The sequence below is a fragment of the Pseudomonas sp. S32 genome (genome assembly GCF_016648095.1).
GTDB lineage: Bacteria > Pseudomonadota > Gammaproteobacteria > Pseudomonadales > Pseudomonadaceae > Aquipseudomonas > Aquipseudomonas parafulva.
This window is the reverse complement of the sequence record NZ_JACVVF010000014.1, coordinates 78,652-98,253: the sequence shown is the minus strand read 5'-3', so window position 1 is coordinate 98,253 and position 19,602 is coordinate 78,652. Positions and strand designations below refer to the sequence as shown.

The window sequence follows — 19,602 nt, the reverse complement described above, 5'->3', positions numbered from 1 at the left end:
CTCCCGGCCTTATTGTTCTTGTTGGTTGGTGCGGCGGGCAGGGGCGGCATGGCGCCGCCCCGGTCTTCAGTGGGGGTGGCAGGGCGCGTTGTGCGCCGCGCGGTCAGCCCCGCCCAGAATGTTGAACAGCACATTCAGCACCAGTGCACTGACCGTGGCCATGGCAATGCCGCTATGGGTGATCGGCTCCATCCACAGGGGCATCTGGGCGAAGAATTCCGGGCGCACCACCGGGATGAGCCCGAAACCCACGCTGACCGCCACCAGCAACTGGTTGCGCCGGTCACCAATGTCGGCTTCCTGAAGAATCTTGATCCCTGTGGCGGTGACCATGCCGAACATGGCGATGGAGGCGCCGCCCAGCACGGCCGGCGGTATCGAGGCAATCAGGAACGCCGCCTTGGGCAGCAGGCTGAGCAGCACCAACAGGGCACCGGCAACCACGGTGACGTAGCGGCAGCGTACGCCGGTCATCTGCACCAGGCCGATGTTCTGGGCGAACGAGGAGTGGGTAAAGGTGTTGAAAAAACCGGCGATGAACGATGCGCCGGCATCGCACAGCAGGCCGCGCCGTAGCATGCCCGGGGTGACTTCCCGGTCGGTGACCTTGCCCAACGCCAGGAACATGCCCGTGGACTCGACGAAGATGATCACTACCACCAGGCACATGGACAGGATGGGCGCCAGGCTGAAGGTGGGCATGCCAAAGTGCAGGGGCGTTACCACCTGCAACCAGGGTGCAGCCCCCAGCCCTGACAGGTCGACCATGCCGATGGCGCCGGCCAGCAGGTAGCCAAGGCCCATGCCCACCAGCACCGAGACATTTACCCAGAACCCGCGCATGAAGCGGTTGATCAGCAGGATGACCGCCAGCACCAGGCCGGCCACCAGCAGGTAGACCGGCGAGCCGAAGGTGGTGGCCTGCTGGCCCCCACCTGCCCAGTTCACGGCCACAGGGAACAGCGACAGGCCAATGGACGTGATCACGGTGCCGGTGACCAGGGGCGGGAAGAACCTCACCACCTTGGACATGAACGGTGCGACGAGCATGCCGAAGAACCCGGCGGCGATGGTGGCGCCGAAAATGCCTTGCAGGCCCACACCGGGCATGCCGGCCATGGCCACCATGCTGCCGACGGCGGCAAAGCTGGCGCCCATCATCACCGGCATGCGAATGCCCACAGGGCCGATACCGAAGGACTGCACGATGGTTGCAACACCGGCCACCAGCAGGTCGGCGTTGATCAGGAAGGCAACCTCTTCGCGGGACAGCCCTGCGGCCTGGCCAATGATCAGCGGCACCGCGATGGCACCCCCATACATCAGCAGCACATGTTGCAGGCCCACCAGGATGAGTTGGAACAGCGGCAATGGCTGTCGGGGTGGCGCTACTGGAATGTAGGCCTTGCGTGACTCGGACATGCAGCACCTCGAGTTTTGTTTTTATTCTCGGATCCAAGCAGCAGATATCAGGTGGTACGTTCCAGCACCAAATGCTGGGTTACCGCCGTGAGACCTGGCGCTCGATGCTTGCTTGTTGCGTAACACAGGCGCGTTGAGGCCTTTGGCTAGCGGCCTCTGTGCGCCAGTCAGGTGCTCGGCACGCCCACCCCGGCAAGGGAATGCCCTTGGGGGCGGGCTGGCCGGCAGGGTGTGGTCAGTTGACCGGGGCGCCTTTGGCGATCCAGTCACCTACCAGCTTGCGCTCTTCGGTGGTCATCTGGGTGATGTTGCCCAGCGGCATGATCTGGCTGGCCACGGCCTGCGCCTGGATGCGCGCAGCCTGGGCCTGGATCTGCTGCGGGGTGTCGAACATCACGCCGGCCGGGGCGGCGCTGAACAGTGGGCTGGTCGGTTTGGACGAATGGCACACGGTGCAGCGTTCCTGAATGACGTTGTGAATCTTGTCGAAACTGTCGCCACCTGCCTGGGCAGTCGCTTGAGCGGGGGCGGCGGCTTCAGCCGGTTTGGCTGCCTGCTCGGCGCGCAGCTCGGCGGCAGTCTTGCCGCCCACTGCCGTGGCCGGCAGTGGCTGGTACTCCACCTTCGCGGCAGCTTGCTCAGGGCTCACGGCCATTGGCCGGGGGCCAGTGATGTAGGCCAGGCAGATCATCGCCAGGGCGCCGGCGGGCAGGGTCCAGGCGTACTTGTTGCTGTCGTGGCGTGTATTGAAGTAGTGGCGGATGAGCACGGCCGCCACGGCGATCCCGGCCAGGATCAGCCAGTTGTACTGGCTGCCATAGGTGCTGGGGAAGTGGTTGCTGATCATGATGAACAGCACCGGCAAGGTGAAGTAGTTGTTATGGCGCGAACGCAGCAGCCCCTTGGCCGGCAGTAACGGGTCGGGCGTGGTGTTGTTCTCGATCGCCGCCACCAGCTGTCGCTGGGCCGGCATGATGATGCGGAACACGTTGCCGACCATGATGGTGCCGATGATGGCGCCTGTGTGCAGGTAGGCGCCACGGCCGCTGAACACCAGGCTGAAGCCCCAGCAGGCCGCTATGATCAGCACGAACAGCACCGCACCCAGCAGCATGGGTTTTTTGCCCAGCGGCGAGTCGCAGAGGACGTCGTAGACGAACCAGCCGGCCACCAGCGAACCGATACCGATGGCCACGCCCTCGGCGCCGCTCAGGGTACTGCCCGGGGCCAGCAGGTACAGCGTTGGGTTCCAGTAGAACACCACGCACAGCAGGGCAATGCCGGACATCCAGGTGAAGTAGGCTTCCCATTTGAACCAGTGCAGGTTCTCGGGCATTTTCGGTGGTGCCAGCTTGTATTTTTCGAGGTGGTAGATACCCCCCCCGTGTATGGCCCATAAATCACCCGACAACCCATCGCGCGGGTTGCTGCGGTTGAGGTTGTTTTCCAGCCAGACGAAGTAGAACGATGCACCGATCCAGGCCACGCCGGTGATCATGTGAACCCAGCGAATGCTCAGGTTCAGCCACTCGTGAAGGTGTGCTTCCACAGTATGTACCTCTTGCCGACCACAGCCCCGGGACGATGACGGGGCATGACCGACCTTTTCTTATTGGTGGGGATTGAGGATCAGCATCTGCTCCTCGCTGAAGTAATGCTCATCGCAGTTGTTACCTGCACCACTGCGATCAACCACCAGGAAGTCATCCCGCTTTTCGATCGTCAGCACCGGGTGGTGCCAGACGCCGCGATGGTAATTGACGCCCTGCCTGCCATTACTGCGGAAGGCACGGACCAGACCTGATACAGGTGCATCGCCAACGGGCGCGACCACGATCAGAAAGGGGTTGCCGAGCAGCGGGATAAAAGCCTGGCTGCCCAGCGGATGGCGTTCCAGCATGCGCACGGTCAGCGGCATGTCCAGCGCTTCGGCGCGGAAGATGCTGATGATGGCGTTGTCTTCAGGCTCGGCGGTTTCGACCGTGGCGAGCTTGTGAAAGCGCATGGTCGAGCCGTTGTTGATCATGAAGTGGTCGCTGCCATCGGTTTCGATCACGTCACCGAAGGGGGCGAAGGCTTCTTTGGTCAGGGGCTCGATCATCAGGGTGCGCATGCGGTTATCTCTTCTATTGTGCGTTGTTCTAAAGAATTGTCGGGGGTTACAGCTGCTGCAGGCGGAACAGGGCAATCTGGTTGATTTGCGCCAGCGCTTCGCGGAACTCGGCTTCGGCGTCGTTGTGAATACGCTGCTCGAATGCGGCCAGTATCTGGTGCCGGTTACTGCCACGCACCGCCATGATGAACGGGAACTGGAACTTGGCTTTGTAGGCATCGTTCAGCTCGGTGAAGCGGGCGAACTCTGCCGCGGTGCACTGGTGGATGCCCGCACCGGCCTGTTCGTTGGTGCTCGATGCCGTCAGCTCGCCTTGCACGGCTGCCTTGCCGGCCAGATCCGGGTGGGCGTTGATCAAGGCCAGTTGGTCAGCGTGCGGTGCATCGAGCAGGATAGTGCTCATGCGCTGGTGCAGCGCCTCGACCTGGTCCAGCTCATGGGGCTGGCCCAGGTCGTACGCCTTTTCAGCGACCCAAGGCGAATGTTCGTAGATGTCGGCAAATGCCTCGACGAATGCTTCGCGGCCCAGGGTGGAGGGTTGGAGGGTGTTGAAAGCGGTCATCAGGCGTTCTCTTTGCTGTACGGGTGGGTGGCGTGCCAGTGGCGTGCGATGTCTACGCGCCGGGCAAACCAGACCTGCTCATGGCTCTTGGCGTAGTCGACGAAGCGCTTGAGCGCCGCCAGCCTTGCCGGGCGGCCTACCAAACGGCAGTGCAAGCCGATGGAGAGCATTTTTGGCGCTTCGGCGCCCTCGGCGTACAACACGTCGAAGGCATCCTTCAGGTACTGGTAGAACTGCTCGCCGCAGTTGAACCCCTGCACCTGGGTGAAGCGCATGTCGTTGGTGTCCAGGGTGTACGGGATCACCAGGTGCGGTTTGCCGGTCGGGTTGCGGGGCTCCCAGTAGGGCAGGTCATCGTCGTAGGTGTCGCTGTCGTACAAAAAGCCGCCTTCTTCCATTACCAGGCGGCGGGTATTGGGGCCGGTACGGCCGGTGTACCAGCCCAGGGGGCGCTCGCCGGTGATTTCGGTGAGGATGCGGATGGCTTCGAGCATGTGCTCGCGTTCCTGGGCCTCGTCCATGTACTGGTAGTCGATCCAGCGGTAACCGTGGCTGCAGATCTCGTGGCCGGCGTCGGCCATGGCGCGGATCACGTCAGGGTGGCGCTGGGCTGCCATGGCCACGGCGAAGATGGTCAGCGGCACGCCGCTGTCCTTGAACAACTTGAGCAGGCGCCATACCCCGGCGCGGCTGCCATACTCGTAAAGCGACTCCATGCTCTGGTTACGCACACCCTGCAGCGGCTGGGCAGCGACCATTTCCGACAGGAAGGCTTCGGACTCCTTGTCACCGTGCAGGATGTTGCGCTCGCCGCCTTCCTCGTAGTTCAGCACGAACGACAGTGCAATACGGGCATTGCCTGGCCAGTGGGGGTGAGGAGGGGTGTTGCCATAACCGATCAGGTCGCGAGGATAGTCAGCGCTCACTGCAGTCTTCCTTCTTGTGCGTTTGTACGGGGGTGGGCGGGCCGCGTCGCTGTGTCGCACCACCGGATGGGCTGATTGTATACAACTTATGAAATCTTTTGTAAGCCTGTTTTTCCGCATTTCTGCCCATTTGTCGCGTTCTGAACACTTGCAAGAAACCTGCCTGAATGGTCAGTTAATAATGCACGCCCCTGCGAGCCGGCTGCAACCGAGCTGCTTCTTGAGCTGAGACAATCGGTTCCTGGATGAGGTAGAAAATTGTGTACAATTCTGGCTTCAACTGTCTTAATGGCACTCGTCAGGCACACTGCGTGCGCTGTTGCGGTGCAGCGGTTGTGTACATTTTGCCCATTGATGAACAAGAGGCCACAAGCAGATGGGACGTTTGACCACGCACGTACTCGATGCCGCCCACGGCTGCCCGGGCAGCTCCATCAAGGTGGAGCTCTACCGCGTTGAAGGCCAGCAGCTGGAGCTGGTAAATACAGCGCTGACCAACAGTGATGGCCGCGTCGATGCGCCGCTGCTGCAAGGCGACAACTACCGCACGGGTGTGTACCAGCTGCAGTTCAGCGCAGGTGACTATTACCGCGCCCGCGGCACGCCATTGCCGGCCCAGGCGTTTCTGGATGTGGTGGTGCTGCGTTTTGGCATTGATGAACAGCAGGAGCACTACCATGTGCCGTTGCTGATCTCGCCGTACAGTTATTCGACTTATCGGGGGAGTTGATAGGTCGTAGCCGGTATCTTCGTAGGTCCTTGCCCGCCCTCACACTGGCGGGCTTTTTTATCTAGTTCAGTCTACGGCGTTGCGAATATTTCGTGCCCTGGGGTTTAGAAACCTGCCGGTTTTGAGCTGCGCATGATCCTCCACCCCCGCACCTAGCGCGCCGGCCGAATTGAAGGTGAAACCTACCAGACGTGCTGGACCCTCTTCTTTCAGCCACTCTTGGCTCGCCAGCACATGCGCTGATGTGCTGGAAATCTCCCCCTTACTATTACGCTCCGCGATCTCGACATAGGCCTGAGCATGCTCGCGGCTGAGTGACTTATCACCGTGGCTGGCAAGATTTCTATTAACCTTTGACAGTTTCTCCACGAAGGGGGTAGTCGACAACTCACGTGTGCGCTCATCAATCAACGCTCTTCCATCCACAAAGGCTGGTTCGCTGGCTGTTGGGTGTTGAAATAGCGATTTTTTTGTGACCTGCCAACTGTCGAAGGCCTTTTGCCGTAGAGATTGGAATCGGCCAGGCGCCCGGCCTGTAACATCCATAAGATTGATAGGGTCATTCAAACAATAGGCATATGTGTTGACACCGCCCTTTCCAAAGGGGCTCAACTCATCAGGCGTGAGAAACCTCATGAGCGACGGCTGATACATTCGGTGACCACTGCCCAGGGCATAAAAGCCTGGCAAGGGTTGCCGCCATTCACCGTTGAACCCCAAGAACGCGGTGTCTAGACCACCGTGTCCATAACAGGTATAGGCTACTGCAGTTCTATTGCACACTGGCTCGACCTCCGGGATAGGCTGGGTTCCGTTGTATCAAACCTTCTTCAGCCGTGCATCTGACAAAAATATCAGGCGGTGTTTATTTAGAATGCTGGCGGTATCGCTGTCTCCTGTATAACTAAGGCGCTCAGACGCCTTAGTTATAAAAACTCGCTTTACAAGAACAAAAACTTCGCAATGAAGATCACGCACAGCACCCACAGGCTGGCGGAAACCTCTTTGTATTTGCCGGTGCCGGCCTTCAACGCCACATAACTGATAAAGCCCAGCGCAATGCCGTCGGCAACCGAAAAGGTCAGCGGCATCATGATCACCGTGACAATTGCCGGGATGCTGTCGGTGGCTTCGTCCCAATTGATGTGCGCCATGCTGCCCATCATCAGCATTGCCACGTAGATCAGGGCGCCGGCCGTGGCGTACGCCGGGATCATGCCAGCCAGGGGGGCGAAGAACATGGCGGCGATGAACAGTACGCCCACCACCACGGCAGTCAGGCCCGTGCGGCCGCCGGCGGCTACGCCGGCGGCGCTTTCAACGTAGCTGGTCACCGGCGGTACGCCGACCACGGCACCGAACACGCTCGAGGCGCTGTCGGCCTTCAGCGCCCTGGACAGGTTTTCGATACGCCCGTCCGGCGCCACCAGGTTGGCCCGCTGGGCCACACCCATCAGCGTGCCCGCCGTATCGAACATGTGCACGAACAGAAATGCCAGCACTACGCTGATCATGCTGACGTTGAACACACCGGCCACGTCCATGGCCATCCAGGTAGGGGCCAGGCTTGGCGGCATCGAGACCACGCCGCCGAACTTCACCAGGCCCAGGCCCCAGCCCGCCAAGGTAACGCCGATGATGCTGATCAGAATGGCGCCGAACACCCGCTTGTAGCTGAGGATGGCGATCAGCAGGAAGCACACGGCCGCCAGCAGCGGCGCCGGTTCGTGCAACGAGCCCAGCTTGATCAGTGTGGATGGGCTGGCAACGATGATGCCGGCGGTTTTCAGGCCGATCAGCCCAAGAAACAGCCCCACGCCCGCACCCATGGCGTGGCGCAGGCTCACAGGAATGCTGTTGAGCAGCCACTCGCGCACCCTGGACAGGGTCAGGAACATGAACAGCACGCCTGACACAAATACCGCGCCCAGCGCCGTTTCCCAGTTGTAGCCCATGGTGCCGACCACGGTGTAGGTGAAGAAGGCATTCAGGCCCATGCCAGGCGCCAGGCCAACCGGCCAGTTGGCGTACAGGCCCATCAGCAGGCAACCCAATGCGGCGGCGATGCAGGTGGCGACAAACGCCGCACCGTGGTCGATGCCGGCGTCGGCCATGATGTTGGGGTTGACGAAGATGATGTAGGCCATGGTGATGAACGTGGTCACCCCGGCGATAAGCTCGGTTCTGACGGTACTGCCGTGCTGCCTGAGTTTGAAGATGCGTTCCAGCCAGCCCGTTTCGCGGGGCGGTGCAGCATCCAGCAGGGGGGCTTCGGATTTGCGGCTTTCCACAGCGAGTACTCCTCAAGTCTTTCTTGTTGTTATGGAGCCCGTTGTCCTGAGCAATGCACTTGGCGGCTCCGAGAGGGGTGGCAGTCACCGGTTTTTTGTTGACCTATAGGTCAGGAAACTGACAGGGCGATTATGCGTTTGTGTACAAAGAATGCAAATACTGTTTTTTATTTTGTATGCGCAGTGCGCCGTACATTCGCTATATGCGCAAAAGGCCACCTGCAGAAACGGCTCAGCCTGTGTACAATGACGCCATACCTTCCTTCATGCTCGAGCGCCCATGAACGACCAGCTGCAACCTCTGAAAAAACCTGCGCGTGCCGGCAAGGCCGGCCGCAGTGGCACCCAGGACGACATCGTCTACGCGCACATTTTCGAGGCCATCCTGGAGCAGCGCCTGGCGCCGGGCACCAAGTTGAGCGAGGAAGCCCTGGGCGAGATCTTCGGCGTCAGCCGTACCATCATCCGCCGCGCCCTGTCGCGTCTGGCCCACGAAAGCGTGGTGCTGCTACGGCCCAACCGCGGCGCAGTGGTGGCCAGCCCCACGGTGGAAGAGGCGCGCCAGGTGTTTTTCTCGCGGCGTATGGTGGAACGGGCCATCACTGAACTGGCGGTGCAGCACGCCACCGCCGAACAACTGGCCGAGCTGCGCCACATGGTGCGAGAAGAGCGCGACAGCTTTTCCCGGGGTGATCGCGGCGCAGGTATTCGCCTCTCCGGCGAATTCCACCTCAAGCTGGCCGAGGCTGCAGGCAATGCGCCGTTGGTGAGTTTCCAGCGCAGCCTGGTATCGCAAACCTCGTTGATCATCGCTCAGTACGAAAGCGGCAACCGTTCGCACTGTTCGTACGATGAGCACATGCAGCTGATCGATGCCATCGAGGCGCGCGATGCGGCCCAGGCGGTGAGCCTGATGATGCACCACATGGATCACATCGACAGCAAGCTGAACCTGGACGAAGAAAGCGCCTCGGACGACCTGCATGCGGTGTTCTCCCATTTGCTGAAGAAACCCAAGGTGGCAGCCAAAGGCTGACACCTTGCGGGTGCGTCAGGCATCGCGTTGATGCACGCAGCGCCCTGCTGCGTAGGTCTCGCGAATGGTGCGGTCATCGCCCAGGGTGGTGAGCACGAACAATGTTTCCTCGATGCTCTTGGACTGCTGGATCCGGTAGTCCAGCAGTGGCGTGGCCTTGTAGTCCAGCACCACGAAGTCCGCGTCGTTACCCGGGCGCAGGCTGCCGATCCGGTCGTCCAGGCGCAGCGCACGGGCACCGCCCAGGGTGGCCAGGTACAGGGATTTGTACGGGTGCAGGCGCGCGCCCTGCAGCTGCATCACCTTGTAGGCTTCATTCAGGGTGTTGAGCAGGGAGAAACTGGTGCCGGCACCCACGTCGGTACCCAGGCCCACATTGACCTTGAAGCGCTCGGCCTGGGGCAGGTTGAACAGGCCGCTGCCCAGGAACAGGTTGGAGGTGGGGCAGAACGCCACTGCCGAACCGGTGTCTGCCAGGCGCTGGCATTCTTCGTCGCACAGGTGCACGCCATGGGCAAAGACCGAGCGCTCGCCCAGCAGCTCGAAGTGGTCGTACACATCCAGGTAGCCTTTCTGTTCCGGGAACAGCGATTTTACCCAGTCGATTTCCTTCAGGTTTTCCGACAGGTGCGTGTGCAGGTACACCCCAGGGTGCTCCTTGAGCAACCGCCCGGCCATGGCCAGTTGCTCGGGCGTGCTGGTCGGCGCGAAACGGGGGGTAACGGCATAGTGCAGGCGGCCCTTGCCGTGCCAGCGCTCGATCAGGGCCTTGCTCTGGGCATAACCTGACTCGGCGGTGTCGGTAAGGTAGTCCGGTGCGTTGCGGTCCATCATCACTTTGCCGGCAATCAGGCGCAGGTCCAGGCGTTCTGCTTCTTCGAACAGGGCGTTGACCGATTCAGGGTGCACGCTGCCGAACACCAGCGCGGTGGTGGTGCCGTTACGCAGCAGCTCCTTCAGGAAGATTTTCGCGACGTTATCGGCGTGGCCCTTGTCGGCGAACTGCTTTTCACAGGGGAAGGTGTAGGTGTTCAGCCAGTCCAGCAGCTGCTCGCCGTAGGAGCCGATCATGCCGGTCTGCGGGAAGTGGATATGGGTGTCGATGAAGCCCGGGGTGATCAACGCGTCCGGGTAGTGCTCCACCGGCATGTCGGCCGGCAGGGTCGGCAGCAGGTCGGCAGCGTGGCCCACGGCGCTGATGCGCCCCTGGTCGACCACCAGCAGGCCATCTTCGAAGTACGCGTGGGAGGCCTCCAGGCCGACCTCGGCGGGGTCGGCGATGCTGTGCAGGATGGCGGCACGGTAGGCTTTGCGGGTAACGGTCATATCACACTCGTCAAATAGCTTGGCTGCGCCGGGAGGGCGGCAGCAACTGGGCAATGGGGCCGGCATTGGCGGCAGCGTCGTGCTGGCCGAAGCGGGCGTTGTAGGTGGCGATGATTTCGCCGGCGATGGACACGGCAATCTCGATCGGCAGCTTGCCTTTGACCTCGGCCAGGCCCATGGGGCAGCGCATGCGCGCGATCACCGCAGGGTCATGGCCGCGCTCGCGCAGGCGATGCTCGAACTTCACACGCTTGGTTTTCGAGCCGATCAGGCCGAACCAGGTGAAGTCGTTACGCTTGAGGATGGCGGCGGTCAGTTCGAGGTCAAGCGGGTGGTTGTGGGTCATGACGATGCAGTAGCTGCCCGGCGGCAGGTGCTGCACTTCGTCTACCGGCTCTTCACTCACAACCTGGGTAACCCCGTCGGGGATGAAGGCCGGAAACTCCTGCGCGCGCGAATCGATCCAGCGCACCCGGCAGGGCAGGGCAGCCAGCAAGGGTACCAGAGCGCGGCCCACATGGCCCGCGCCGAACACGGCGATGTGCGCCTGCACCGTGGCCATGGGTTCGAACAGCAACACGGTGACGCCACCGCAGCACTGGCCCAGGCTGGCGCCCAGGCTGAAGCGCTCCAGGTGTGGCGAGGTGCGCTGCTCGTCGAGCATCTGCCGGGCGATGTGCAGGGCCTTGTATTCCAGGTGGCCGCCACCGATGGTGTCGAACAGCCCGGTGGCACTGACCACCATCTTCGAGCCGGCATTGCGCGGGGTGGAGCCGCGCTCCTCGATGATGGTCACCAGCACGCAGGCCTCGCCACGGGCCTGGTGGTCGGCAAGGGCATTGATCCATTGATGCATGATGCAGCCCTCAGTGGTTCACAGTGTCCAGTTCGAGCACCGCCGGTTGCACGGCAGCCCCCGCCTTGCGCATCTGTTCACAGCCCCACAACACCCGCTCCGGCGTCGCCGGTGCATCCACCTGTGGCTGTACCCGGTAATCGGCAATGCTGGCCACGGCATCCTTGATCGCACACCAGGCAGCGATGCCGAGCATGAAGGGGGGCTCACCCACGGCCTTGGAATGGAACACCGTGTCCTCCGGGTTCTTGCGGTTTTCCACCAGCTTCACCCGCAGGTCCAGCGGCATGTCGGCCACGGCCGGGATCTTGTAGCTGGCCGGGCCATTGGTCATCAGCTTGCCTTTGCTGTTCCACACCAGTTCCTCGGTGGTCAGCCAGCCCATGCCCTGGATGAAGCCGCCTTCCACCTGGCCGATGTCGATGGCCGGGTTCAGCGAGTCCCCTACGTCGTGGAGAATGTCGGCGCGCAACATGCGGTACTCGCCGGTCAGGGTGTCGATCACCACTTCCACGCAGGCGGCGCCAAACGCGTAGTAGTAGAAGGGCCGGCCACGTGCCTGGCTGCGGTCATAAAAAATCTTCGGCGTGCGGTAAAAGCCCGTGGTGGACAGCGACACCTGGCCGAAATACGCCTGTTGTACCAGCTGTTCGAAGCTCACGAGCTGTTCGCGCACGCGTACGTGGCCATTGCGAAACTCCACGTCTTCCTCGGTGACCTGGTAATGGCGGGCGGCGAATTCGGTCAGCCGTTTTTTCAGAATTTCTGCTGCGTTCTGCGCCGCCTTGCCGTTCAGGTCGGCCCCGCTGGAGGCTGCCGTTGGCGAGGTGTTGGGCACCTTGTCCGTATTGGTGGCGGTGATCTGTATGCGGCTGATATCCACCTGGAACACCTGCGCGACCACTTGCGCCACCTTGGTGTTCAGCCCCTGGCCCATTTCGGTGCCGCCGTGGTTCAGGTGGATGCTGCCGTCGGTATAGATGTGGATCAGCGCCCCGGCCTGGTTGAGGAACGTGGCGGTGAACGAGATACCGAATTTGACCGGGGTCAGCGCCAGGCCCTTTTTCAGTACCGGGCTGGCAGCGTTGAAGCGGCGGATGGCCTCGCGGCGTTCGGCGTAATCGCAGCTGGCTTCCAGCTCGGCCGTCATCTCCTCGAGCATGTTGTGCTCGACCGTCTGGTAGTAATGGGTGACGTTGCGCTCGGTCTTGCCGTAGTAGTTGGCCTTGCGCACGCTCAGCGGGTCGAGCCCCAGGTACCGGGCGATGTGGTCCATGACCTGTTCGATGGCCACCATCCCCTGCGGCCCGCCGAAACCACGGTAGGCCGTGTTGGAGGCGGTGTTGGTCTTGCAGCGGTGCCCGTGCACGGTGGCATCGCCCAGGTAGTAGGCGTTGTCGGAGTGGAACATGGCGCGGTCCACGATCGAGCCGGACAGGTCGGGCGAGTAGCCGCAGTTGCCGGCCAGGTCGAGGTTGATGCCGTGCAGCCGGCCAGTGGCGTCGAAGCCTACGTCGTATTCCACGTAGAACGGGTGGCGCTTGCCGGTCATGGTCATGTCTTCGATCCGTGGCAGGCGCATCTTGGTGGGCTGGCCGGTCAGGCGGGCAATGACGGCGCACAGGCAGGCGGGGCTGGCGGCCTGGGTTTCCTTGCCGCCGAAGCCGCCGCCCATGCGGCGCATGTCCAGCACCACTTTGTGCATGGGCACGTCCAGCACTTCGGCCACCAGCTTCTGCACCTCGGTAGGGTTCTGGGTGGAGCAATAGACGATCATGCCGCCGTCTTCGCTGGGCATTACCGATGAGATCTGCGTTTCGAGGTAGAAGTGCTCCTGGCCGCCGATGTGCAGGGTGCCTTGCAGCCGGTGCGGGGCACTGGCCAGTGCCGCTGCGCTGTCGCCGCGCTGGTGGGTGTGGCTGTCGAGCACAAAATGCTTGTTGCGCAGTGCCTGTACCACGTCCAGCACCGGCTCCAGGTCTTCGTACTCGACGATGGCGGCCAGGGCCGCGCGGCGCGCAGTGTCCAGGTCGCGCGCGGCCACCGCCAATACCGGCTGGCCGAAGAACTCGACCTTGTCGATGGCCAGCAGCGGGTCACCTGCCACCACTGGGCCGATGTCCTTGAGGCCTGGGATGTCTTCATGGGTGATGGCGATGCGTACACCTTCGAAGGCATAGCACGGCGTGGTGTCTATTCGCACGATGCGGGCGTGGGCCCGGTCGGCGGTACGGGCGTAGACATGCAACTGGTTGGGAAACTCCAGGCGGTCGTCGATGTAAACCGCCTCGCCGGCCACGTGCTTGTCGGCGCTATCGTGCTTGACGCTGCGCCCCACACCGGTGGTGAGGTCCTGGCTGAACAGCTCGGCCATCTCGGCCTGGCTCTTGGCGATCTGATGGTTAGACATAAGCGGTCACCCGGGTTTCGATGTGCGGCGATTGCTGTTCGATGAAGTATTTGCGCAACAGGTTTTGAGCGGCGAGCAAGCGGTATTGCTGGCTGGCGCGGAAGTCGCTGAGTGGCGTGAAGTCCTCGGCCAGGGCCTGGCAGGCCCGCTCCACAGTGGCCTGGTTCCAGGCAGCGCCGCATAGGGCGGCCTCGCAGGCACGGGCGCGCTTGGGGATGGCCGCCATGCCGCCGAACGCGGCCCGGGCTTCACGCACCACGCTGTTTTCGATACGCAGGTTGAAGGCCGCGCACACCGCCGAGATATCGTCGTCCAGGCGCTTGGAAACCTTGTAGGCGCGGAATGCCCACTCACGGTTGGCCCGCGGCACCAGGATCTTCTCGATGAACTCGCTTTCCTCCCGTGCGGTGACGCGGTAGTCGATGAAGTACTGCTCCAGTGGCAAGGCCCGCTGGCGCTCGCCCTGGCGCAGCACAACCTGCGCATCGAGGGCGATCAGCAAGGGTGGGGAATCGCCGATGGGCGAGGCATTGCCGATGTTGCCGCCCAGCGTGCCCTGGTTGCGGATCTGCAGCGAGGCGAACCGATGCAGCAGGGCACCGAAGTCCGGGTAATCGTCATGCAGGGCGCCATAGCAGTCGGTCAGGCTCGCGGCTGCGCCGATCTCGAGGTGGGTGGCGGTTTTCTCGATGCGCTTGAGTTCGGCCACGTGGCCCACGTAGATCATCACCGGCAACGTCTTGTGAAACTGCGTGACTTCCAGCGCCAGGTCGGTGCCGCCAGCCAGCAGGCGTGCCTCAGGGTGCGAGCTGTACAGGTCGGCCAGGTCGGCCACGGTGAGTGGCACCAGGCAGCGCTTGTCGCCGCTGTTCAACTCCCCGGTCTGGGTGGGGGCAATGGCCTTGAGGCGGGCGATGGTGTGGGCCTGCTGCTCATCGAACTGGTCGCGGCACGGTTGGCTGCAGCTCGCCTGGGCGGCATCGAGGATGGGCCGATAGCCGGTGCAGCGGCACAGGTTACCGGCCAGGGCTTCCTGGGCACGCTGCAGGTCGGGGCCGTCGCTGTTTTTTTGCAGCGCGAACAGCGACATCACAAAGCCTGGGGTGCAGAAGCCGCACTGCGAGCCGTGGCAGTCGGCCATGGCCTGCTGCACGCTGTGCAACTGGCCCTGGTGCTTGAGGTCTTCGACGCTGATCAGTTGCTTGCCATGCAGGCTGGAAACGAACGTAAGGCAGGCGTTGAGGCTGCGGTAGCGCAAGCTGTCGGTGCCACCGGGGCCGGTGGTGAGTTCGCCGACGACCACGGTGCAGGCGCCGCAGTCGCCACTGGCGCAGCCTTCCTTGGTACCGGTCTTGCCCAGCGGGCCGCGCAGGTATTCAAGCACGGTCATGTTCGGGTCCAGGGCGTGCTCGCTGCGCAGCACCTGGTTGACGAGAAACTGGATCACGGGGTGACCTCGCAGAGGATTTTATTGTTGTTGGGCCGACTCTAAGCAACACCCGTGTTTCGGGTCAATAATTTTCTGACTCAAAGGTCAGGAAATGATGCGCGGTCAGGCCCAAGCGGGTGCTTCGTGCTTGTTACAAGCATAGATCGCGCCGAGCTGGCAGCTGTCCCATCGGTCAAATAAACCCGGTGCCCCCTCTGCGCTACGCGTATGCAATTACGCTACACTTCGCCCCTTGTGCCCAGTTCAATGATTTTGAAGGAAAACCATGACGTTCAAGGCCCCGGACAGCCTCTCCGAGCAGATTGCCGACTACCTGGCCGAGCGCATCATTCGCGGCGAGCTGGCGCCAGGCGAGCGCATTCAAGAGCTGAAGGTTACCCAGGCCCTCAACGTCAGCCGCGGTTCGGTGCGCGAGGCGCTGCTGATCCTCGAACGCCGCCATCTGATCGCCATTCTGCCGCGCCGCGGGGCCCATGTGACCGAGCTGGACGAGCGCAGCGTGCGCAGCCTGTGTGCGCTGATGAGCGAGTTCTATATTCTGCTGGGCAACGCCGTTGCACAAAAATGGCGCCTGGAGGCCGACTTGCGCCCCTTTCTGGCCATCCAGCAGCGCTTGCAGCTGGCTCATGAGCAGCGGGACATCGAAGCGTTCGTGGCCGAGAGCTTTGCGGTGATGCGCGCCGCTTACCCCTTCGCCGACAACCCCTTCCTGCAGGAAACGGTCGAAAACCTGCAGCCTGCCATGAGCCGCGCCTACTACCTGTCGCTGGACCAGCGCCAGGCCAGTATGAACGATTACCTGGACCTGTTCGCCCGCCTGCTCGACGCCGTGGTCGTGCGTGACCTGCCGCGCATTCGCGAGGTGCTAACCGCCTACGGCCAGCGCAGTTGCGAGCTGGTGCTGGCGGCGCTGGGCCGAGGCTGACCGATGCGCCTGACGTGCATTCGGCTGGCGGGGTTCAAGTCGTTCGTCGACCCGACCACGGTGAATTTCCCCAGCAACATGGCCGCAGTGGTGGGCCCCAATGGCTGTGGCAAGTCCAACATCATTGACGCGGTGCGCTGGGTGATGGGCGAGAGCTCGGCCAAGAACTTGCGCGGCGAGTCGATGACCGATGTCATCTTCAACGGCTCCAGCGGCCGCAAGCCGGTCAGCCAGGCCAGCATCGAACTGGTGTTCGACAACAGCGAAACCACCCTGGTGGGCGAATATGCCGCCTATGCGGAAATCTCGATCCGCCGCAAGGTCACCCGCGACGGGCAGAACAGCTATTACCTGAACGGCACCAAGTGCAGGCGCCGGGACATCACCGACATCTTCCTGGGCACAGGCCTGGGCCCACGCAGCTACTCGATCATCGAGCAGGGCATGATCTCCAAGCTGATCGAGGCCAAGCCCGAGGAACTGCGCAACTTCATCGAAGAAGCGGCCGGTATTTCCAAGTACAAGGAGCGCCGCCGCGAAACCGAGAACCGCATCCGCCGCACCCAGGAAAACCTCGCCCGCCTGACCGACCTGCGCGAAGAGCTGGAGCGCCAGCTGGAGCGCCTGCAGCGCCAGGCCCAGGCAGCAGAGAAGTACCGTGAGTTCAAGGCCCAGGAGCGGCAGTTGAAGGCACGGTTGTCGGCGTTGCGCTGGCGCGACCTGGACGAGCGGGTGCGCCAGCGCCAGGCGGTGATCGGCGACCAGGATGTGTCCCACGAGGCGTTGGTGGCCGAGCAACGCAATGCTGACGCCAGCATCGAGCGGCTGCGCGATGGCCATCATGAATTGTCCGAGCGCTTCAATCAGGTGCAGGGCCGCTTCTATTCGGTGGCCGGCGACATTGCCCGGGTGGAGCAGAGCATTCAGCATGGCCAGCAGCGTCTGCGCCAGTTGCAGGACGACTTCAAGGAAGCCGAGCGTACGCGCCTGGAAACCGAGTCGCACCTGGGCCACGACCGCACCCTGCTCGCAACCCTGGGTGAAGAGCTGGCCATGCTCGAGCCTGAGCAGGACATGACGGTTGCCGCTGCCGAACTGTCGGCCGCAGCCCTGGAAGAAGCCGAGGCCGGCATGCAGGGTTGGCAGGAGCAATGGGACAGCTTCAACAGCCGTTCTGCCGAGCCGCGGCGCCAGGCCGAGGTGCAGCAGGCGCGCTTGCAGCAACTTGAAACCAGCCTGGAGCGCCTGGCAGACCGTCAGCGCAAGCTGGGCGAGGAGCGTGCGCAGTTGGGTGAAGACCCACAGGGCGCGGCCATGCTCGAATGGGCCGAACAAGTGGCCAGCAGTGAATTGCTGCTGGACGAACTGCAGCTCGACGAACAACAGCTGGTAGAACACCTGGAACGTGTGCGCGAGCAATTGCAGCAAGCGGGGCAGGCCCAGCAGCAGGCCCAGGGTGACCAGCAGCGCCTGGGCGGCCGCTTGGCGTCGCTGGAGGCGTTGCAGCAGGCCGCCCTTGAACCGGGCACCGGGGCTACCGAGTGGCTGCAGGCGCGCGGCCTGAGCAACCTCCCGCGCCTGGCCGAAAGCGTGCGGGTAGAGCCGGGCTGGGAGCTGGCTGTGGAAGCGGTGCTGGGCGCCGACTTGCAGGCTGTACTGGTGGAGGATTTCGACCAGTTGGACCTGGCCGGCCTTGAGCAAGGCGAACTGTGCCTGCTGGAGGCAGGGGGTGAGGCGGCGCCCATACCTGGGAGTTTACTGGCCAAAGTACAGGGGCACGCCGACCTGGCCCCCTGGCTTGCGCAGGTGCAACCGGTGGAGGACCTGGCCGAGGCGCTGAGGCGGCGGGCCACGCTGGCGCCGGGCCAGAGCCTGGTGAGCCGTGACGGCTATTGGGTAGGGCGGCGCTTCTTGCGGGTCCGGCGCGGTGGCAGCGGCGAAGGCGGGGTGCTGGCCCGCGGGCAAGAAATCGAGCAATTGCAACAACAGCAGCTGCTGCAGGCGGACGCCTTGCAGCAGCTTGAGCAGCAGGCCCAGGCCCTGCGCGAACAGCAGCAGGCGCTGGAGGCGCAGCGCGAGCAACTGCGCCGCCGCGCCCAGGAAGAGAATCGCCTGCTCGGTGAGCTCAAGGCCAGCCTGTCGGCAGGGCGCGCCCGCGCCGAACAGGTGGAACTGCGGCGTCGCCGGTTGCAGGAAGAGCTGGCCGAGCTGGAAGAGCAACGCACCCTTGAGCACGAACAGTTGGGCGAGTCCCGGCTGCTGCTGGAGGAGGCCCTGGAGCTGATGGCACAGGACACCGAGCAGCGCGAGCAGTTGATGGCGTCGCGTGACCGGCTGCGTGAGGGCCTGGACCGGCTGCGCCAGGACGCGCGCCAGCACAAGGACCACGCCCACCAGCTGGCCGTGCGCCTGGGCTCGCTGCGGGCCCAGCATGACTCCACCCGTCAGGCCCTGGAGCGCCTGGAGCTGCAGGCGGCACGCCTGAGTGAGCGGCAGGAGCAATTGAGCCTGAACCTGGAGGAGGGTGAAGCACCCCTCGAAGAACTGCGCCTCAAGCTCGAAGAACTGCTGGAACGGCGCATGGGGGTCGACGAGGAAATGCGCCAGGCCCGCCTGCACATGGATGAGGCCGACCGCGAACTGCGCGATGCCGAAAAACGCCGCACCCAGGCCGAGCAACAGGCCCAGTTGCTGCGCGGCCAGCTTGAACAGCTGCGCCTGGAATGCCAGGGCCTGGATGTACGCCGCAACACGTTGCAGGAGCAGCTGCTCGCCGACGGTTATGACCTGCAAGGCGTGCTGGCTACGCTTGAACCAGAAGCCACCGAGCCGGGCACCGAGCAGGCATTGGAGCAACTGGACGCGCGCATCCAGCGCCTGGGCGCCATCAACCTGGCGGCCATCGAAGAATACGAGCAGCAGTCTGAGCGCAAGCGCTACCTCGACGCCCAGGATGCCGACCTGGTGGAAGCGCTGGAAACCCTGGAAAACGTCATCCGCAAGATCGACAAGGAGACCCGCAACCGCTTCAAGGATACCTTCGATCAGATAAATGCCGGATTACAGGCACTTTTCCCAAAAGTTTTCGGTGGTGGCAGCGCTTATCTGGAACTGACGGGCGAAGATTTACTCGATACAGGGGTGACGATCATGGCGCGCCCCCCGGGCAAGAAGAACAGCACCATCCATTTGCTGTCCGGCGGCGAGAAGGCACTGACGGCACTGGCGCTGGTTTTCGCCATTTTCAAGTTGAACCCGGCACCGTTCTGCATGCTCGACGAAGTCGACGCACCGCTGGACGATGCCAACGTCGGGCGGTATGCCCGGCTGGTGAAGGAGATGAGTGAAAGCGTGCAGTTCATCTACATCACCCACAACAAGATCGCCATGGAAATGGCCGATCAGCTGATGGGGGTGACCATGCATGAACCGGGTTGTTCACGTCTTGTTGCAGTTGATGTGGAGGCGGCCATGGCCATGGTCGACGGGTGATACGCAGCCCTGAGGGCGAATTGTGCGGTGAAATACCCCTGTCATGTGTGACAGACGGTGTAA

General features: G+C 62.9%; 15 protein-coding genes. 4 read left to right on the top strand and 11 right to left on the bottom strand.

All coding sequences use genetic code 11. The features are described 5' to 3' along the window. Positions 1 to 66 precede the first annotated feature (66 nt). The 5 genes from IAE38_RS10405 to puuE all read right to left on the bottom strand — a co-directional run bounded on the left by IAE38_RS10405 (position 67) and on the right by puuE (position 5,023). On the bottom strand, positions 67 to 1,422 hold the full coding sequence (locus IAE38_RS10405) for a nucleobase:cation symporter-2 family protein (protein ID WP_201217481.1): 1,356 nt from the start codon (positions 1,420 to 1,422) through the stop codon (positions 67 to 69). A gap of 235 nt (positions 1,423 to 1,657) precedes the next feature. Then, positions 1,658 to 2,971, bottom strand: a complete 1,314-nt coding sequence (locus IAE38_RS10400; RefSeq protein ID WP_201217479.1) for a urate hydroxylase PuuD — start codon at positions 2,969 to 2,971, stop codon at positions 1,658 to 1,660. Positions 2,972 to 3,031: 60 nt separating this feature from the next. After that, positions 3,032 to 3,535, bottom strand: a complete 504-nt coding sequence (locus IAE38_RS10395; protein ID WP_060483530.1) for an ureidoglycolate lyase — start codon at positions 3,533 to 3,535, stop codon at positions 3,032 to 3,034. A gap of 46 nt (positions 3,536 to 3,581) precedes the next feature. Beyond that, on the bottom strand, positions 3,582 to 4,097 hold the full coding sequence (uraD, locus tag IAE38_RS10390; RefSeq protein WP_201217477.1) for a 2-oxo-4-hydroxy-4-carboxy-5-ureidoimidazoline decarboxylase: 516 nt from the start codon (positions 4,095 to 4,097) through the stop codon (positions 3,582 to 3,584). Then, positions 4,097 to 5,023: an allantoinase PuuE gene (gene puuE, locus IAE38_RS10385; protein WP_201217475.1), complete on the bottom strand. Its 927-nt coding sequence runs from the start codon at positions 5,021 to 5,023 to the stop codon at positions 4,097 to 4,099. Before puuE ends, uraD begins: the two co-directional genes overlap by 1 nt. Positions 5,024 to 5,399: 376 nt before the next feature. On the opposite strand from puuE, the gene uraH reads away from it, so the two are divergent. Beyond that, positions 5,400 to 5,753, top strand: a complete 354-nt coding sequence (uraH, locus tag IAE38_RS10380) for a hydroxyisourate hydrolase (protein WP_060483528.1) — start codon at positions 5,400 to 5,402, stop codon at positions 5,751 to 5,753. Positions 5,754 to 5,819: 66 nt separating this feature from the next. Here the strand turns inward: uraH and IAE38_RS10375 are convergent, their stop codons facing one another. Together IAE38_RS10375 and IAE38_RS10370 are read right to left on the bottom strand one after the other, a co-directional pair. Continuing rightward, entirely contained in the window at positions 5,820 to 6,536 is a 717-nt protein-coding gene (locus IAE38_RS10375; RefSeq protein ID WP_201217474.1) for an RHS repeat-associated core domain-containing protein, read from the bottom strand. 158 nt (positions 6,537 to 6,694) lie between these two features. After that, entirely contained in the window at positions 6,695 to 8,044 is a 1,350-nt protein-coding gene (locus IAE38_RS10370) for an NCS2 family permease (protein ID WP_201217472.1), read from the bottom strand. Between the two features lie 280 nt (positions 8,045 to 8,324). Here IAE38_RS10370 and IAE38_RS10365 point away from each other — a divergent pair, with 280 nt between their 5' ends. Continuing rightward, on the top strand, positions 8,325 to 9,080 hold the full coding sequence (locus IAE38_RS10365) for a GntR family transcriptional regulator (RefSeq protein WP_060483524.1): 756 nt from the start codon (positions 8,325 to 8,327) through the stop codon (positions 9,078 to 9,080). Positions 9,081 to 9,095: 15 nt separating this feature from the next. Here the strand turns inward: IAE38_RS10365 and guaD are convergent, their stop codons facing one another. From guaD to xdhA, 4 genes are read right to left on the bottom strand one after another with little or no spacing between them, the layout of a single operon-like run. Further along, complete coding sequence (gene guaD / locus IAE38_RS10360; protein WP_201217470.1) at positions 9,096 to 10,406, bottom strand: guanine deaminase; 1,311 nt, start codon at positions 10,404 to 10,406, stop codon at positions 9,096 to 9,098. A gap of 10 nt (positions 10,407 to 10,416) precedes the next feature. Then, positions 10,417 to 11,262: a xanthine dehydrogenase accessory protein XdhC gene (xdhC, locus tag IAE38_RS10355; RefSeq protein ID WP_201164649.1), complete on the bottom strand. Its 846-nt coding sequence runs from the start codon at positions 11,260 to 11,262 to the stop codon at positions 10,417 to 10,419. 10 nt (positions 11,263 to 11,272) lie between these two features. Then, positions 11,273 to 13,672, bottom strand: a complete 2,400-nt coding sequence (gene xdhB, locus IAE38_RS10350; RefSeq protein WP_201214473.1) for a xanthine dehydrogenase molybdopterin binding subunit — start codon at positions 13,670 to 13,672, stop codon at positions 11,273 to 11,275. Beyond that, positions 13,665 to 15,119, bottom strand: coding sequence for a xanthine dehydrogenase small subunit (gene xdhA / locus IAE38_RS10345; RefSeq protein WP_201217469.1), 1,455 nt, complete (start codon positions 15,117 to 15,119; stop codon positions 13,665 to 13,667). The genes xdhB and xdhA overlap by 8 nt, the downstream gene beginning before the upstream one ends. A gap of 268 nt (positions 15,120 to 15,387) precedes the next feature. On the opposite strand from xdhA, the gene IAE38_RS10340 reads away from it, so the two are divergent. Continuing rightward, complete coding sequence (locus IAE38_RS10340; protein WP_028632151.1) at positions 15,388 to 16,047, top strand: GntR family transcriptional regulator; 660 nt, start codon at positions 15,388 to 15,390, stop codon at positions 16,045 to 16,047. A 3-nt stretch (positions 16,048 to 16,050) separates the two neighbouring features. Next, positions 16,051 to 19,539: a chromosome segregation protein SMC gene (gene smc / locus IAE38_RS10335; RefSeq protein WP_201217467.1), complete on the top strand. Its 3,489-nt coding sequence runs from the start codon at positions 16,051 to 16,053 to the stop codon at positions 19,537 to 19,539. The last annotated feature ends 63 nt before the right edge of the window (positions 19,540 to 19,602 follow it).

Coding starts and splice junctions, on each gene's coding strand:
- IAE38_RS10365 (WP_060483524.1), top strand. CDS start 8,325: ATGAACGACCAGCTGCAACCTCTGAAAAAACCTGCGCGTGCCGGCAAG.
- smc (WP_201217467.1), top strand. CDS start 16,051: ATGCGCCTGACGTGCATTCGGCTGGCGGGGTTCAAGTCGTTCGTCGAC.
- IAE38_RS10395 (WP_060483530.1), bottom strand. CDS start 3,535: ATGCGCACCCTGATGATCGAGCCCCTGACCAAAGAAGCCTTCGCCCCC.
- uraH (WP_060483528.1), top strand. CDS start 5,400: ATGGGACGTTTGACCACGCACGTACTCGATGCCGCCCACGGCTGCCCG.
- xdhC (WP_201164649.1), bottom strand. CDS start 11,262: ATGCATCAATGGATCAATGCCCTTGCCGACCACCAGGCCCGTGGCGAG.
- xdhB (WP_201214473.1), bottom strand. CDS start 13,672: ATGTCTAACCATCAGATCGCCAAGAGCCAGGCCGAGATGGCCGAGCTG.
- guaD (WP_201217470.1), bottom strand. CDS start 10,406: ATGACCGTTACCCGCAAAGCCTACCGTGCCGCCATCCTGCACAGCATC.
- IAE38_RS10340 (WP_028632151.1), top strand. CDS start 15,388: ATGACGTTCAAGGCCCCGGACAGCCTCTCCGAGCAGATTGCCGACTAC.
- uraD (WP_201217477.1), bottom strand. CDS start 4,097: ATGACCGCTTTCAACACCCTCCAACCCTCCACCCTGGGCCGCGAAGCA.
- IAE38_RS10405 (WP_201217481.1), bottom strand. CDS start 1,422: ATGTCCGAGTCACGCAAGGCCTACATTCCAGTAGCGCCACCCCGACAG.